The sequence below is a fragment of the Streptomyces sp. BL1 genome (assembly GCF_057628045.1).
On sequence record NZ_JBXYWZ010000002.1, the window covers coordinates 2,136,009 to 2,151,296 of the forward strand.

The following is a 15,288-nucleotide window of genomic DNA, read 5'->3' on the forward strand; positions in this document are numbered from 1 at the left end:
GCCTGTGGGAGAGGGCAGCGCGGTATGAACTCCGGGCGGGGCGAGGAGTGACGTTCCGGTACGCCCCGCCCGGAGGGTTCGTGGACCGGCGTCCTACATGCCGGTCAGATGCTCCGGACGGACCGGTACGCGCCGTAGCGCGAGGCCCGTCGCGTTGCGGATGGCCGAGACGACGGCCGGCGTCGACGAGAGGGTCGGCGCCTCACCGACGCCGCGCAGCCCGTACGGGGCGTGCTCGTCGGCGAGTTCGAGGACGTCCACCGGGATGGTGGGCGTGTCGAGGATGGTGGGGATCAGATAGTCGGTGAAGGACGGGTTGCGCACCATCGACGACGGGTCGACGACGATCTCCTCCATGACGGCGAGACCGAGGCCCTGGGTGCTGCCGCCCTGGATCTGGCCGACGACGGACAGCGGGTTGAGGGCCTTGCCGACGTCCTGGGCGCAGGCCAGTTCGATGACCTTGACCAGGCCGAGTTCGGTGTCGACCTCGACGACGGCGCGGTGCGCCGCGAAGCTGTACTGCACGTGCCCGAAGCCCTGTCCGGTCTCCAGGTCGAAGGCCTCGGTGGGCCGGTGCCTGAACTCCTTCTCGATGTCGACGGATTCGCCGTCCAGTACGTCGGCGAGCGACGCCAGCACCTCACCGCCGTCGGTGACGACCTTGCCGCCCTCCAGCAGCAGTTCGGCACGCGCCCACGCCGGGTGGTACGAGCCGAACCTGGCGCGGCCGAGCTCCAGGACCTTCTCCCGTACGGCCTCGCAGGTGTGCCGTACGGCGCCGCCCGTCATATAGGTCTGCCGGGAGGCGGAGGTGGACCCCGCGGAGCCGACCTGGGTGTCGGCGGGGTGGATGGTGACGTTGGTGACGCCGAGTTCCGTACGGGCGATCTGCGCGTGCACGGTGACGCCGCCCTGGCCGACCTCCGCCATGGCGGTGTGCACGAGGGCCACGGGTTCGCCGTTGACGGCTTCCAGGCGCACCCGGGCGGTCGAATAGTCGTCGAAGCCCTCGGAGAAGCCGACGTTCTTGATGCCGACGGCGTAGCCGACGCCGCGTACGACACCTTCGCCGTGTGTGGTGTTGGACAGTCCGCCGGGCAGCGCCCGTACGTCGGCCTCGGTCCCGTCGCCCTCGCTGGTCTCCCACTGCTTCTCGGGCGGCATCGGCATCGACTTGACGCGCCGCAGGATCTCCGCGACGGGCGCGGGCGAGTCGACTTCCTGGCCCGTCGGCATGAGCGAACCCTGCGACATGGCGTTCTTCTGCCGCAGTTCGACCGGGTCCATGTCCAGGGCCTCGGCGAGCCTGTCCATCTGCGACTCGTAGGCGAAGCACGCCTGGACGGCGCCGAAGCCGCGCATGGCGCCGCAGGGCGGGTTGTTGGTGTAGAGGGCGAGCGCCTCGATGTCGACGTTCCCGACCTCGTACGGACCGACCGCCAGCGAGGCCGCGTTGCCGACGACCGCCGGGGACGAGGACGCGTAGGCGCCGCCGTCGAGCACGATCCGGCAGGTCATGTAGAGGAGTTGGCCGTCCTTCGTGGCGCCGTGCTCGTAGGTGAGCTTGGCGGGGTGCCGGTGCACGTGGCCGAAGAAGGACTCGTACCGGTTGTAGACGATCTTCACTGGCTTGCCGGTGGTCATCGCCAGCAGACACGCGTGTGCCTGCATGGAGAGATCCTCCCGGGCGCCGAAGGCGCCTCCGACGCCCGAGAGGGTCAGCCGCACCTTGTCGGCGGGGAGGCCGAGGACAGGGGCGAGCTGGTCGCGGTCGACGTGCAGCCACTGGGTGGCGATGTAGAGGTCGATGCCGCCGTCCTCGGCCGGTACGGCGAGGCCGGACTCGGGGCCGAGGAACGCCTGGTCCTGCATGCCCACTTCGTAGTCGTGCCGGACGACGACGTCGGCGCGCTCCCGGGCCGCGGCGACGTCACCGCGCTTCACGGGCTGCCGGTGGACGACGTTCGGGTGCGGGGCGTGCGGCGCGTGGTGGTCGTCCCGGCCCGGGTGCAGCAGGGTGGCGCCCTCGCCGGTCGCGGTCTCCTCGTCGTGCACGGCGGGCAGTTCGGCGTAGTCCACCCGGATCTTCATGGCTGCGCGGCGGGCGGTCTCCGGGTGGTCGGCGGCGACGATGGCCACGGCCTCGCCGTGGTAGCGCACCCGGTCCTTTGCGAGCACCGGCTGGTCGTGGATCTCCAGCCCGAAGTGGGTCTTCGCGGGGAGGTCGTCGTACGTCATGACCGAGTACACGCCGGGGGTCTTCAGCGCCTCGGCGACGTCGACGGAGCGGATCTCGGCGTGCGCGTACGGGCTGCGCAGCGTGAAGCCCCACAGCATGTCCTCGTGCCACAGGTCGGACGAGTAGGCGAACTCGCCGGTCACCTTGAGGGTGCCGTCGGGGCGCAGCGTGGACTCGCCGATGCCGCCCCTGGTGCGGCTGCCCTGGGTGATGGCGGTGGGCGTACGGGTTGCTCCGGCCATCTCAGACCACCTCTTCCGGCCTGGGGCCGTCGCCGCGCGCGGCGGCAAGCCGTACGGCGTCCAGGATCTTCTCGTAGCCCGTGCAGCGGCACAGATTGCCCGACAGGGCCTCGCGGATGTCGGCGTCGGACGGCTCCGCGTTCCGCTCGATCAGTTCGTCGGCGGCGACCAGCAGGCCGGGGGTGCAGAAGCCGCACTGGACGGCGCCCGCGTCGATGAACGCCTGCTGTACGGGCGACAGTTCGGCGTCCGTGTCCGCGGTCGGCTTGGAGCCCGTTGTGGACTGGGGCCCGGACCGGGGCCTGGGCTCCCACTGCTGTTCGGCGGCGGCCGACGTACCGCAGGCGCCGGTGGCGCAGCCGCCTTCCGCACGCTGCCGGGCGTGCGCGGCGAGCCCCTCGACGGTGACGACCTCGCGGCCCTCCACCTGCCCTGCGGCGACCAGGCAGGCGCACACGGGCTCGCCGTCGAGGCGGACCGTGCAGGAGCCGCACTCGCCCTGTTCACAGGCGTTCTTGGAGCCGGGCAGGCCCATCCGCTCGCGCAGTACGTACAGCAGGGACTCGCCCTCCCACACGTCGTCGGCCTCGTGCTGCCGCCCGTTGACGGTGAACGTCACGCGCATCGTGCTCCCCCTTCGCTGATACGTCCCCCGCCACCGCGGTAGTCCTCCCAGACCCAGCCGAGCGTGCGGCGTGCCATCACGCCGACGGCGTGCCGGCGGTACTTGGCGGTGCCGCGCACGTCGTCGATGGGGTTGCAGGCGGCGGAGCACAGCTCGGCGAACTGCTTGGCGACGGACGGTGTGATGACGCGGCCGCTGTCCCAGAACCCGCCCTCGTCCAGGGCCCCGGTCAGGAACTCCTCGGCGGCCTTCGGGCGGAAGGGGGTCGGCCCGGCGGAGCCGACGCCGGCCTTCACCGTGCGGGTCGCGGGGTGCAGGGCGATGCCGAACGCGCAGACCGCGATGACCATGGCGTTCCGGGTGCCGATCTTCGAGAACTGCTGCGGTCCGCCGGCCTTCTTGATGTGCACCGTGCGGATCAGCTCGTCCTCGGCGAGCGCGTTGCGCTTCACTCCGGTGAAGAAGTCCTCAATGGGGATGCGGCGCGCCCCGCGCACGGACACCGCCTCGACCTCGGTGCCGGCGGACAGCAGCGCCGGGTGCGAGTCGCCCGCCGGGGAGGCCGCGCCGAGGTTGCCGCCGACGCTGCCGCGGTTGCGGATCTGCGGCGAACCGACGGTGTGCCCGGCGCGGGCCAGGCCCGGCAGCTCGGCGCGGAGGTCCTCGATGATCCGCGTGTACGGGACGCAGGCTCCGAGCCGCACCGTCTCCGCGTCCGTCTCCCAGTCGTGCAGCTCGGCGACACGATTCAGGTCCAGCAGGTAGTCCGGACGGCGATGGTCGAAGTTGATCTCGACCATGACGTCTGTGCCACCCGCGATGGGTACAGCTGTGGGGTGCTCGGCCTTCGCGGCGAGCGCCTCCTCCCAGCTGGCGGGGCGCAGGAACTCCATGGTGTCTCTCGATTCGCTGCGGGGCTCGGGTCCGTGGGGGATTTCATGTCCTGTTCACGCGATGTGACCTCAGTACACCGAGCCGTGCGCCGACTGGTGCAGTCACCGAAACCATGAAGCGTTTGGCTGGCCCGGGAGCGGGTCTTGTAGATTCAGACGAAAGCGCGGGAACAGAAACCTCGCGGCATTCCACCGGCAACAGGCGGCATACCCCGCCGCGGTAACCGGTGGGTGCGGGCCGGGCCCGTACGGAAGCACGACGGCACACGGACACGCACGACGGACACGCACGCACGACGGACACGTACGACAGGCACGTACGAGAGACACGTACGACAGGCACGTACGACAGGCACGACGGCACAGCCGACCGGCACGGCCGGCGGCACGAGAAGAAACGGGGCACCGACGATGCGGCTGCGCGCACTGCTGGAGACCGACGGACTCGGCCTCCGGCTCCTGGGCGGCGAGGACGAGCTCGACCGCACCGTACGGGGCGTCATGACCACCGATCTGCGGGACCCGAGCCGCTATCTGTCCGGCGGCGAACTGGTCCTCACCGGCCTCGCCTGGCGCCGCTCCCCCGACGACTCCGAACCGTTCGTACGGATCCTCGCCGCCGCCGGAGTGGCCGGACTGGCCGCCGGCGAGGCCGAGATGGGCCCCGTACCGGACGATCTGCGGCTCGCCTGCGCCCGGCACCGGCTGCCGCTGTTCTCCGTCACCGAGGACGTCGCCTTCGCCACGATCACCGAGCACGTGGTGCGGCAGGTGTCCACGGAACGGGCCGGCGATCTGGCCGCCGTCGTGGACCGGCACCGCCGTCTGATGTCCCCGGGCCCCACGGGCGGCGGCCCGGACGTCGTCCTCGACCTGCTGGGCTCCGACCTGGACATGCCCGCGTGGGTGCTCTCCCCCACGGGGCGCGCCGTCGCGGGCGCGGCAGGCGCGGGAGAGCTGCCCGCTGACGTACGGTCCCGGCTCGCCGGCGAGCACCTGGCGGCCGTCCGCACCGACCGGCGCAGCCCGCACCGTACGACCGCCGACGGCACCACGTACTCCCTGTTCCCCATCCGCAGCACCGTCTCGCCGGAGGGCGAACAGCGCGACATCCGCGAAACGGTGCTGTCCGACTGGCTGTTGGCCGTGCAGGCCGACGCGGGCGACTGGCCCGCGGAACGCATGGATCTGCTGCACGGCGTCACCCAGCTGATCGCCGTCGAACGCGACCGCAGGGACGCCTCCCGCACGGTACGGCGCCGGCTCGCCCAGGAAGTGCTGGAACTCGTACAGTCCGGCGCCCCGCCCGCCGAGATCGCCGCCCGGCTGCGCGTCGCGGCGCCCGTGCTGCTGCCCGGCCTCGGTACGGCGCCCCACTGGCAGGTCGTCGTCGCCCGCGTCGAATGGCAGGGCAGCGACATCGAGGGCGGCCCCGTCGCCCAGTCGCTCCTGGAGGAGACCCTCGTCGACCCCCGTACGTCGGGCAGCGACGCCTCCGACCGCATCGCCGTCGCGCACACCGGCGACGAGGCCGTCGCGCTCGTCCCGCTCCCCGCCGTCGCCTCGGAGGACGCACCGCACGACAGCTCGGAGGGCCTCGAGGCGGACACGCTGCTCGCCTCACTCCGCGATCCGCTGGAGCGGGGCCTCGCCGACGACGGCCGGCTGACGGTCGGCGTCAGCGCCGCCGTGCACTCCGCGGAGGGCCTGCGGGGCGCGCTGGAAGAGGCCCGGCACGCCCGCCGTGTCGCCGCGGCCCGCTCCGGCAGCGTGTGCGCCGCGGGCCACGAGGAGCTCGCGTCCCACGTGCTGCTGCTCCCCTTCGTCCCGGACGACGTACGCCGCGCCTTCACCGCCCGCCTCCTGGACCCGCTGCGCGACTACGACCGCCGCCACCGCGCCGAACTCGTCCCCACCCTCGAGGCGTTCCTCTCCTCCGACGGCTCCTGGACCCGCTGCGCCGGCAAACTCCACCTCCACGTCAACACGCTCCGCTACCGCGTGGGCCGCATCGAACAACTGACGGGCCGCGACCTGTCCCGCCTGGAGGACAAGCTGGACTTCTTCCTGGCGCTGCGGATGAGCTGACGCGGGGCGGCGCGCGGGGCGCCGCAAATGAGCCGAGGCATGCGGGATGTGCACGCGTGATGCCGCCGGCCGGCGAGGGGGACCGGGCGCGTTGGGGCGCCGCAGGGCGCGCGGGGCGGGCGAGTTGGGGCGCACGGGCCGCCGTCCGCCGCTCGCCCGCGCGCGGGCCTCGGCGGCCTCGGCCATGTGGCCGGGTGCGCGGGCCTCAGAACTCCCGGTAGGTGGCCAGCTGTTGTGCGGCCAGGCGTGTGAAGGGGTGGTCCGGGCCGAGGACCCGGGTGCGGCCCTCGAGTACGGATTCCACGTGGCCGAGGGCCTCTTCACGCTCGCCTGTTTCCCAGAGCGCCATGCTCAGCAGCGAGCGGGCCGCGAGGGTCACGGGGAAGTCCGCCCCGAAACGGGAGCCGTGCGCCTCGAACGCGCTCCGCGCCCGCGGCAGGGCCTCCGTACGGCGCCCGCACCGGTACAGCGCGTTCGCGTAGTTCAGCTCGCTCGCCAGCGTGATCGAGTGGTCCGGGCCCAGTTCGCGGTGGCAGTCCTCGAGCAGTCCGGGACCCTCCGCCACCTCCGCCTCCAGGTCCGCGCCGGTGAACACCTCGAGCTTGTTCGCCCTGGCGTTCAACGTCAGCGGGTGGACGGGGCCGAGCACCGCGGCCCGTACGGACTCGGCACGCCGCAGCAGCGGCACGGCTTCCGGCGTGCGGTCGAGCTGCCACAGGACAAGGGCCAGATGCGCGCGGACGTCGGCCGTTTCGGCGCCGTCCTCGCCGAACACCCGCTCGCAGTCGGCCAGCAGCGGGCGGCACATGTCCTCGGCCACGGGGAAGCGACCGAGCCGGAAGACGGCACGGCCCTGGCGGTGGCGCATCCGCAGCACCCAGGGGTGATCCACGCCGAGCCGCTGCTGTGCGAGCTCCCTCCCCTGCTCCAACAGGCCGAGCGCGGCGGCGTAGTCGCCGGTCCGGTGCAGGGCCGTGGCAAGCCTGCACACGCATTCCGCCGCCGTCTCCACCGTCGCCCCGCTCACGGCCGTGCCCCGTACGGCCCGCCGCAGGAGTGCCGTCGCGTGTGGCACGAGAAGCGCCAGGGACGGGTCGTACGGGCCGCGTTGGGGGACCTCGGGGAGCGTGCCGAGGAGGAGGCGGGCGGCTGTCGCGGCGAGCTGTTCGCGCTGGTCGTCGGGTGTGCCGCGGGCGACGCTGTCGAGCAGGACGCCGTGCGTACGCAGACACCGGGGCGTGCCGGTGGTCACGGAGGTCAGCGACTGGTCGAGGAGCCCCCGCAGCGCCGTCTCCACGCGGTGCGGCGGGAGTTGGGGCCCGAGGTCGGCGCCGCCGAGGAGGGACAGCGGCAGCGGGTCGCCCGCCCAGCAGGAGAGGAGCCGGAGGAGGGTGACGGCCTCGGGGAGGCCCTGGTCGACGAGGGCGTTGAGGGACAGCTCCCAGGTGCGGCTGACCAGATGACGGGAGTCCGACCCGTACGCGGCGGAGATCGCGCCCTGGTCGAGCAGGTCGATGGAGTCGCCGCCGGAGCCGCCCCCGCCCTCCAGGTTCCGGCCGTACTCGGCCATCGTCCACGGGGAGATCACCTGGTGGGACAGGAACCCGCCGGCCAGGGTCAGGGCCAGCGGCAACCGGCCCAGGCGGTCGGCGACTTCCGCCGCCTCCTCCTCCGTACCGGCGTCCGGCGCCAGGTCGCACAGGACGCGCGCGGCCTCGTCCCGGGGGAGCACACCGACGTGCAGCAGTTCCGCGCCGGGCCACCAGTGCCGGGCCGCCTGGCGGCTCGTCACCATGACGGTGCCGCGCGGACTGGTCCGCAGCCAGCCGCCGTCGCGCAGCACGGACGGCTCGTCGGCGTTGTCGAGGACCAGGAACCACGGCCGGTCGGACGCGTCGAGGTAGTCCCACACCAGATCGGCGGCGGCCCGCAACCCGCTTCGTGCCGCCTGCAGTTCACCCTCGCCGGCGCCGCGGTCCGCCGCGACGGCCAGCATGCCGGAGCGCAGCGACGCGGGGTCGGAGGCGTTGACCCACAGGCCGAGCCTGTCGCACGCGCCCGTCGCGTAGTCGAAGAGGGTGTAGGCGACGGCTGTCTTGCCGCAGCCGCCGAGCCCGTGCAGCACGTAGACCTGTCCGCCGGACGCCTCGGCGACGACAGCCCGCAGCCGGTCCATCAGTTCGTGGCGGTCCCGCAGCGTCACGGGGGCGCGGCCGACGGCGGGACGGCGTACGGAGTCCGTCCCGGACCAGCCGTGGCCTTCGCCGTGGTAGTGCTGTTCGACGATGTGCTGGTCGCCGGCGGTCTGGTAGACGCGGCCCTGTCCTTCGGCGCGGCCGTCGTAGCGTCCGCCGGTCATCGCGGACCGAGGTGGATGTCGCGCCCCGCCTGGTACACGCGGGACGAGCCGGACGCGCTGGCCTGCTGGTGCACAGCCGGCCCCGGCTGCCCGGGCGGCGTCAACTCGTCGAGGATGTCGCGCAGTTCACCGGCGACGTCGGGCCGGGCGGCCAGCAGGCGCCGTACGCGGCCCTGCCATTCGGCGCCGAGCTCGACGGCGGCCTCCTCGTCCCCGGCGTCCCGGGCCGCGAGCAGATCGCCGCGGGTGGCCTCCACTTCGGCGGCCACGCTGTCGGCCCGGTCAGGGCGGGCCCGGCGCCACAGGGCGACGAACCGGTCCCGGGCGCTCTCCCACGCCTCGGTGGTGAGCAATGTGACGAGCGTCGTCCCTGCCGTACCCGCCAGTGCGGCGATTTCCGGATCCACCCTGCCCCCGCGTCAGATTCCGTCGGTGCCTCGGCCTTCACCCTAGGTCAGCCAACGGCCCGAGTCGACGCCAACCGGTGCGCGGCGGGCTCCAGTTGCGCATGCCGCTTCAGCTGGGGGCGAGCAGGGACCAGAGCGCGATGAGCGCGAACAGCACGGTGAGGACGGTCAGCACCACCATGGCCACCGTGGTTCCGCGTGTGGTCGTCCGTCCGCCTGGTATGCCGTGCTCGTCGTTCACGGTCTCCGCCTCCCTCGCTGCAGTGGGCACACATACAGCGTGGCCATACGGACGACAGTTCGTACAGAGCACTCTTCCTCTGCCCCGCGAGTGTGCGACGGGCGCACATCCCTGCGCTCTTCTGTGCGCGGGCCTGCGCGCTGGACGCGGAGGCCCCGGAACCCTTACGTCCGCGTGGGCGCCTCCCAGCGGGACGCGGCCACCAGGGACGCGGTGAACGGGTGCTCCGGGTCCGTCAACACGCGCGACGCCGCGCCCTGTTCGACGACGTGTCCCTCGTCGAGCACGGCGACACGGTGCGCGAGGGCCGCCGTGTCGAGATCGTGGGTGATGAGAACGAGGGACGTCTCCTCGCGTTCGGTACGCAGGTCCGTCAGCAGTGTGAGGACTGCGCGCCGGGTGACGGCGTCCAGGCCGGAGGTGATCTCGTCGCAGACCAGTACGCGGGGTCGGGCCAGCAACGCGCGTGCCAGTGCGGCCCGTTGGAGCTCCCCGCCGGACAGCAGCGCGGGCCGGCGTGCGCACAGTGCCGCGTCGAGGCCCACCCGGGCGAGCACCGTACGGGCCTCGTCCTCGGCTTCGTCGGCGCCGATGCCCCGCAGCCGTACGGCGGTACGTGCCGTCTGGGCGAGGACAGTCCTGTGTTCGTCGAAGGACGCGCGGGCGTCCTGGAACACGTACTGCACGGCGGCCAATTGGGCGGGCGTCCGGTTGCGCAGGCTGTGCGGCAGCGGCTCACCGTCCAGCGAGACGGTGCCGTCCCAGTCGCGGTGCAGTCCGGCCAGACAGCGGCCGAGTGTGGTCTTGCCGCTGCCGGAGCGGCCCACCAGTGCGAGGCACTCCCCTGTCGCCGCGGTCAGCGTGACGTCGTTCAGCGCGGTGACGGTGCCCCCTGCGGAGCCCCCTGCGGAGGGACGCGAGCTCCGGTCCCGGTAGCGGGCCGCCGCGATCCGTACGGACAGCTCCCCCGTACCGTCGTGGGGTGCGGCTCCGCGCGCGGGTGCGTCCGGCACCATGTCCGGCCCGGCCGCGAGGAGTTCGCGCGTACGGTCCTGTGCGGGCGCGGCGAAGAGCTGCCGTGTGGGCCCGGACTCGACCACGCGCCCCTCGTGCAGCACGACCGTCTCGTCGGCCAGTTCGCGGACGACGTCGAGGTCGTGGCTGAGCAGCAGGACGGCGATGCCCTGCCGGGCGACGGCGGCGAGCTCGGCGACGATGCGCCGTTTGGTGAGCGCGTCCTGTCCTGTGGTGGGTTCGTCGGCGACGACGACCTGCGCGCCGAGCAGCAGTGCCTGGGCGAGCACGACACGCTGCTGCTGGCCGCCGGACAGCTGATGCGGGTGGCGGCGCAACAGCTCCTCGCCGTCCGGCAGTTGGGCGGCCTCCAACGCGCGCAGCACACGGGCGTGCGCCGCCGCACGGCGCTCCCGGCGCGGCAGGGACCGCACCTGCCGCCGTGCGATGTCGCCGAGCAGCGCCCCCACCCTGCGCACCGGGTTCAGGGCCGCGGCCGGGTGCTGCGGCACGTAGCCGACCGGCCCGCCGCCGCGTACGTGCACCTCGCCCTCCACCCGGGCGCCCGCCGGGTGTTCGCCGAGGAGGGCGAGCCCCGTGGTGGTCTTGCCGCTGCCGGACGCGCCGACGAGCCCTGTGACGGCGCCCGCGCGCAGCCGCAGTGACACCCCGTCGACGAGGGCCCGGCGGCCCTCCCCCGTACCGGTCTCGATCCGCAGGCCGGCGATCTCCGCCGCGTACTCGCCCGTCGGGTCCGCCGTGTTCGCCGTGTCCGTCCTGTCCGCCGGGTACGCGTCCATCGCGTACTCGCCCGTTCCTCCCTCGCTCACGCGGGGCTCACCTCCCTCGCCCCGCGCTTGCGCGCGAGTGCCGCGTCGAACAGCAGATTCGTGCCCATGGACAGCGCCACGATGAGCGCCGCGGGCACCACGACGGCCCATGGCTGCAGGAACAGCCCGGTGCGGTTCCTGTCGACCATCACGGCCCAGTCGGCCGCGTCCGGTGCCACACCGACACCCAGGAAGGCCGCTGTGGCGACCAGATAGAGCGCGCCCGTCATCCGTACGCCCGCGTCCGCGACGAGCGTCCGCAGTGCTGAACGGCCCACGTACCCCAGGGCGATGCGCGTCCGGCTCTCGCCCTGCATGCGCAGGGCCTCCACGGCGGGACGGGCGGCCGCCTCGGCGGCAGCGGCCCGTACGATGCGCGCGGTGTCCGGCACGTTCACCAGGGCGACGAGGACGGCCAGTCCGACGGGCCCGGGCGCGAACACGGTGGCGACCAGCAGCACCATCAGCAGCGACGGAACGGCCAGCAGTACGTCCAGCGGGCGCATCAGCAGCTCTTCGACACGCGCGTGCCGGGTGAGCGCCGCCGCGCAGCCGAGCGGCAGGGCGCACACGTACGCCAGGAGGGTCGCCGCGAGGGCCGTCAGCACGACGGACTGTCCGCCGAGCAGCACCTGCCGCCAGACGTCCCGCCCCATGAAGTCGGTGCCGAGTCCGTGGCCGCCGCCGGGCAGGAAGGAGGCAGCACGCGGTCCCGGCGGGCCGGCCAACAGGGGCCCGGCCAGGGCCAGTACGAGCGGCACCGCCACGATCAGCAGCCCGAGCAGGGTGCGACCGGGGCGCACTGTACGAAGGGTCCGCACTGTACGAAGGGGCTGCACTGTACGGAGGGTCTTCACGCCGCCACCCCCGCGCGCGGGGACAGCCGGTGCACCACGAGGTCGGCCCCCAGGTTGAGCAGAACGGTGGCCACCCCGAAGAGAACGGCGAGCGCCTGTACGACGGGGACATCGCGCGCGGCCACGGCGTCCATGAGGACGGTTCCCAGGCCCGGGATCACGAACAGGGCCTCCACGACGACGACTCCGCCGAGCAACCAGTCGACGGTGCGGGCCAGTTGCTGGGTGGCGGGCGCCACGGCGTTGGGCAGCGCGTGCAGGTACAGCACACGCGCGCGCGGGATGCCGCAGCGGCGCGCCTGTGCGACGTACGGGGAGGACAGCGCGTCGATCATGCCGGCGCGCACCAGCCGGCTCAGCGAGCACACGGGGCGGGCGAGCAGCACCAGCACGGGCAGCACGAGCACCGCCGGCTGCGCCAACGGGTCGCCGCCGACGGCGGTGGGCGGCAGCCAGCCGAGGCGCAGCGCGAACACGACGACGAGCAGCACACCCAGCGCGAACTCCGGTACGGCGTACACCCCCAGCGTCCCCCCGCTGATGAACCGGTCGAGCGGTCCGCCCTCCCGCTGTGCGGCCAGCACTCCCAGGCCGACGGACACGGGCACGAGGAGCAGCAGTGTCAGCACGGCCAGCGTGGCGGTGGGTCCGACGGCGCCGGACAGGTACGAGGAGACGGGCCGCCCTGTGGCGAGGGACTGTCCCAGGTCGCCGTGGAGCAGTCCGCCCGCCCAGTCCAGCAGCCGTATGTGCGCGGGCTCGTCGAGGTGCATGGCCTCGCGGATGGCGGCGATGCGCTGCGGGTCGGGCCGGTCGCCGGCGAGTGCCACGGCGGCGTCGCCGGGCAGCGCCTCGGTGAGGGCGAACACCAGCAGCACGACGGCGGCCGTCTGGACGAGACCGAGCGCCAGTCTGCGCGCCGCCCAGGAGCGCAGTCCTGCCGTCACGCCAGCCACACCTTGTCGAAGCGGGCCCAGTCCAGCGTGTTGGCGGGCGCGTCCCGTTCGACTCCGCCGACCTTCTTCGTCGTGCCGACGATCCAGTCGGCGAAGCCCCACACCAGGAAGCCGCCCTCCGCGTACAGGCGGCGCTGCATCCGCTCGAAGACTGCCGCCCGGTCCTTCTCGTCGGCGGTCGACTGGGCCTGCCGGTACTGCTCGTCGAAGTCCTTGTGCTCCCACTTGGTGGCGTTGGTGCTGGAGTCGGTGAGCAGCCGCTGGGAGATGTGCGTGTCGATGGGCATGGCGCCCGATCGGTAGCTGCAGAGGGTGCCCGAGTCGAGGATGTCGGTCCAGTAGCTGTCCGGGGAGCCGGACTTGACCTCGACGGTGACGCCGGCCTTCTTGGCCTGGTCGCGGAAGATGCCCGCCGCCTCGGTGAAGCCGGGAGCGACGTCCGCCGTGTCGAGGGTGACCTTCAGCTTGTCCGCGCCGGCCTCCTTCAGGAGCTTCTTCGCTCTGTCGAGGTCCTGTTCGCGCTGCGGCAGCCCGTCCGCGTAGTACTCGTAGCCCTTGCCGAACAGGTCGTTGCCCGGTTCGCCGGCGCCGGACAGCGCACCGTCGACGAGTTCCTTCCGGCCGGCTATGTGGAAGAACGCCTCGCGCACCTTCTTGTCGTCGAACGGCGGCCGGTCCGTCTTCATGGCGAACGCCTGCATGGTGCTGTTCTTCAGCCGTACGACCTCGATCTGTCCCTTGCCCTGGTGGGCCTTCGCGGTCGTCGGGTTCAGTTCGTGGGCGTAGTCCACCTGTCCGCCGAGCAGCGCGTTGATACGGGCCGACTCCTCGGTGACGCCGACGAATTCGAGCTCGTCGAGGTAGGGGGCGCCGTCCCAGTAGTCGGCGAACCGCTTCAGCACGGCCGACTTGCCGGGGCTGAAGGACACCATGCGGAACGGCCCCGACCCGATGGTCGCGGATGCCTTCCCGGCGTCGAAACTGTCGGCCCCCTCGGGCACGACGTACGCGCCGAACGCGGCCAGCACGTTGGGGAATTCGGCGGTGGGCCGCTTCAGCCGGAATTCGACGGCACGTTTGCCGTCGGCGCGACTCTCCTTCAGGTCGACGGGTTCGAGGTCGGCCTTCGACCTGTACGCCTTCTTCGGGTCGGTGATGCGCCGGAAGCTGTACAGCACGTCGTCGGCGGTGACGGGCTTGCCGTCGTGAAACACGGCGTCCCGCAGGGTGACCCGCCAGCGGTCCAGCGCCTTGTTGGGCTCCCAGCCCGAGGCCAGCCGGGGCGCGGCCGACAAGTCGGGGCGGTAGTCGGCCAGTTTGTCGAACACGGCCTTGGCGCGGGCGACATCGGCGAACAGGTTGGCCAGGTGCGGGTCGAGGGTCTCGTTGGTGCCGCCGCCGGCGAAGGCGGCGCGCAGCCGCCCGCCGCGCCGCGGCTTTCCGGGCCCGCCGCCGGCCGCGCCGCCGCCGGAGGGACCGCAGCCGGACAGGGCGAAGGCACCGGCCGCCGCCGCGCCCGCGCCTGCCGCGAGGAAGCCGCGGCGGCGCAGGGCCGGATAGGCGGCTCCGGCGCCGCCGGCCGGTGTCGGAGCGCCGGATCCGGCGGTCGGTTCGTCACGCATGGCTGAACTCCTCGGTGGTCGGAAGCTGTTCACAGCTGGGCCGTCCGGGGCGGACGGTGTGCGGTCACTCGGGGGCGGTCAGTCGGGGGTGGTCAGTCGGGCCACGAGATGCAGCCGGTCGGCGTCGGCCGTGCTGCCGGACGGGTCGCCCTCCTGCCAGCGCGGCTCCGTACGCGGTCCCGGACCGTCGTGCAGGGCGAGCACCGTGAAGCCGTGCGCGGCCAGGAAGCGGCGCAGCTCCTGCGGGAACAGCAGCCGCCACGCGGAGTGCTGCTCCTGGGGCGGCAGCCCGTCGTCGGCGGTCCACACGCGGGTACGGCGCAGCAGTTGAGCCGTCCGGTCGGTCCACAGGGTCGTCACGGAGCGGTAGGTGACGCCCTGCCAGCCGAACGAGTGGGTGACGGGCTTGTCGAGGAGTTCGGTGCGGCCCAGGAAGAAGGCACCGTTGCGCATCTCGGCGACAAGCAGTCCGCCCGGTTCGAGGGCACGCCGGCAGGAGTCGAGCAGGCCGTCCAGTTCGTCGTTCGTGTGGCAGTAGAGCAGTGCGCTGTCGAGGCAGACGACGGCGTCGAAGGCCCGTGCGCCGAGGTCGAACCGGCGCAGATCGGCGTACGTGTAGGCCGGTCCGGGGTGGTGCTCGCGGGCGTGCGCGAGCATCGTCTCCGACACGTCGGCACCCACCACGCTGCGTCCCGCCGCGTGCAGATGGGCGGCGTCCCGCCCGGTGCCGCAGCCCAGATCGAGGACACGCGGGCCGGCGCCGTGCCGGCGCAGACAGTCCTCTGCCCAGCGCGCGGCGACGCGTCCGGCGTCGGGGAAGCGCGCCTCGTACAGTTCGGGGTTGTCGGTCAGCAGGTTGCCCCGCGACAGGGCTTCGCCTGTGGTTCCTGTGGTGTGCTGCACGGTGCGTTC

The 15,288-nt window shown here is 72.9% G+C and carries 12 protein-coding genes; 1 reads left to right on the forward strand and 11 read right to left on the reverse strand.

Features of this window, described 5'->3' with window-relative positions:
• Positions 1–93: 93 nt before the first annotated feature.
• From pucD to AC3AGO_RS09580, 3 genes are read right to left on the reverse strand one after another with little or no spacing between them, the layout of a single operon-like run.
• Positions 94–2,484: a xanthine dehydrogenase subunit D gene (gene pucD / locus AC3AGO_RS09570; RefSeq protein ID WP_487819721.1), complete on the reverse strand. Its 2,391-nt coding sequence runs from the start codon at positions 2,482–2,484 to the stop codon at positions 94–96.
• Position 2,485: 1 nt separating this feature from the next.
• Positions 2,486–3,109 (reverse strand): (2Fe-2S)-binding protein, encoded by a 624-nt coding sequence (locus tag AC3AGO_RS09575; RefSeq protein WP_487819722.1) that lies wholly within the window; start codon positions 3,107–3,109, stop codon positions 2,486–2,488.
• Positions 3,100–4,002, reverse strand: coding sequence for an FAD binding domain-containing protein (locus AC3AGO_RS09580; RefSeq protein WP_487819723.1), 903 nt, complete (start codon positions 4,000–4,002; stop codon positions 3,100–3,102). Before AC3AGO_RS09580 ends, AC3AGO_RS09575 begins: the two co-directional genes overlap by 10 nt.
• A 411-nt stretch (positions 4,003–4,413) precedes the next feature.
• On the opposite strand from AC3AGO_RS09580, the gene AC3AGO_RS09585 reads away from it, so the two are divergent.
• On the forward strand, positions 4,414–6,090 hold the full coding sequence (locus AC3AGO_RS09585) for a PucR family transcriptional regulator (protein WP_487819724.1): 1,677 nt from the start codon (positions 4,414–4,416) through the stop codon (positions 6,088–6,090).
• A 205-nt stretch (positions 6,091–6,295) separates the two neighbouring features.
• Here the strand turns inward: AC3AGO_RS09585 and AC3AGO_RS09590 are convergent, their stop codons facing one another.
• The 8 genes from AC3AGO_RS09590 to AC3AGO_RS09625 all read right to left on the reverse strand — a co-directional run bounded on the left by AC3AGO_RS09590 (position 6,296) and on the right by AC3AGO_RS09625 (position 15,246).
• Positions 6,296–8,449, reverse strand: coding sequence for a tetratricopeptide repeat protein (locus tag AC3AGO_RS09590; protein ID WP_487819725.1), 2,154 nt, complete (start codon positions 8,447–8,449; stop codon positions 6,296–6,298).
• Positions 8,446–8,856: a hypothetical protein gene (locus AC3AGO_RS09595; RefSeq protein WP_487819726.1), complete on the reverse strand. Its 411-nt coding sequence runs from the start codon at positions 8,854–8,856 to the stop codon at positions 8,446–8,448. Before AC3AGO_RS09595 ends, AC3AGO_RS09590 begins: the two co-directional genes overlap by 4 nt.
• Positions 8,857–8,965: 109 nt before the next feature.
• On the reverse strand, positions 8,966–9,127 hold the full coding sequence (locus AC3AGO_RS09600; protein ID WP_487819727.1) for a hypothetical protein: 162 nt from the start codon (positions 9,125–9,127) through the stop codon (positions 8,966–8,968).
• 134 nt (positions 9,128–9,261) lie between these two features.
• On the reverse strand, positions 9,262–10,911 hold the full coding sequence (locus tag AC3AGO_RS09605) for an ABC transporter ATP-binding protein (RefSeq protein ID WP_487824591.1): 1,650 nt from the start codon (positions 10,909–10,911) through the stop codon (positions 9,262–9,264).
• 26 nt (positions 10,912–10,937) lie between these two features.
• Positions 10,938–11,744 (reverse strand): ABC transporter permease, encoded by an 807-nt coding sequence (locus tag AC3AGO_RS09610; protein ID WP_487819728.1) that lies wholly within the window; start codon positions 11,742–11,744, stop codon positions 10,938–10,940.
• 50 nt (positions 11,745–11,794) lie between these two features.
• The gene (locus AC3AGO_RS09615; RefSeq protein WP_487819729.1) at positions 11,795–12,745 is read right to left on the reverse strand and encodes an ABC transporter permease; all 951 of its coding nucleotides are present in this window, start codon (positions 12,743–12,745) and stop codon (positions 11,795–11,797) included.
• The gene (locus tag AC3AGO_RS09620) at positions 12,742–14,376 is read right to left on the reverse strand and encodes an ABC transporter substrate-binding protein (protein ID WP_487819730.1); all 1,635 of its coding nucleotides are present in this window, start codon (positions 14,374–14,376) and stop codon (positions 12,742–12,744) included. The genes AC3AGO_RS09615 and AC3AGO_RS09620 overlap by 4 nt, the downstream gene beginning before the upstream one ends.
• 78 nt (positions 14,377–14,454) lie before the next feature.
• Complete coding sequence (locus AC3AGO_RS09625) at positions 14,455–15,246, reverse strand: class I SAM-dependent DNA methyltransferase (protein ID WP_487824592.1); 792 nt, start codon at positions 15,244–15,246, stop codon at positions 14,455–14,457.
• Positions 15,247–15,288 lie beyond the last annotated feature (42 nt).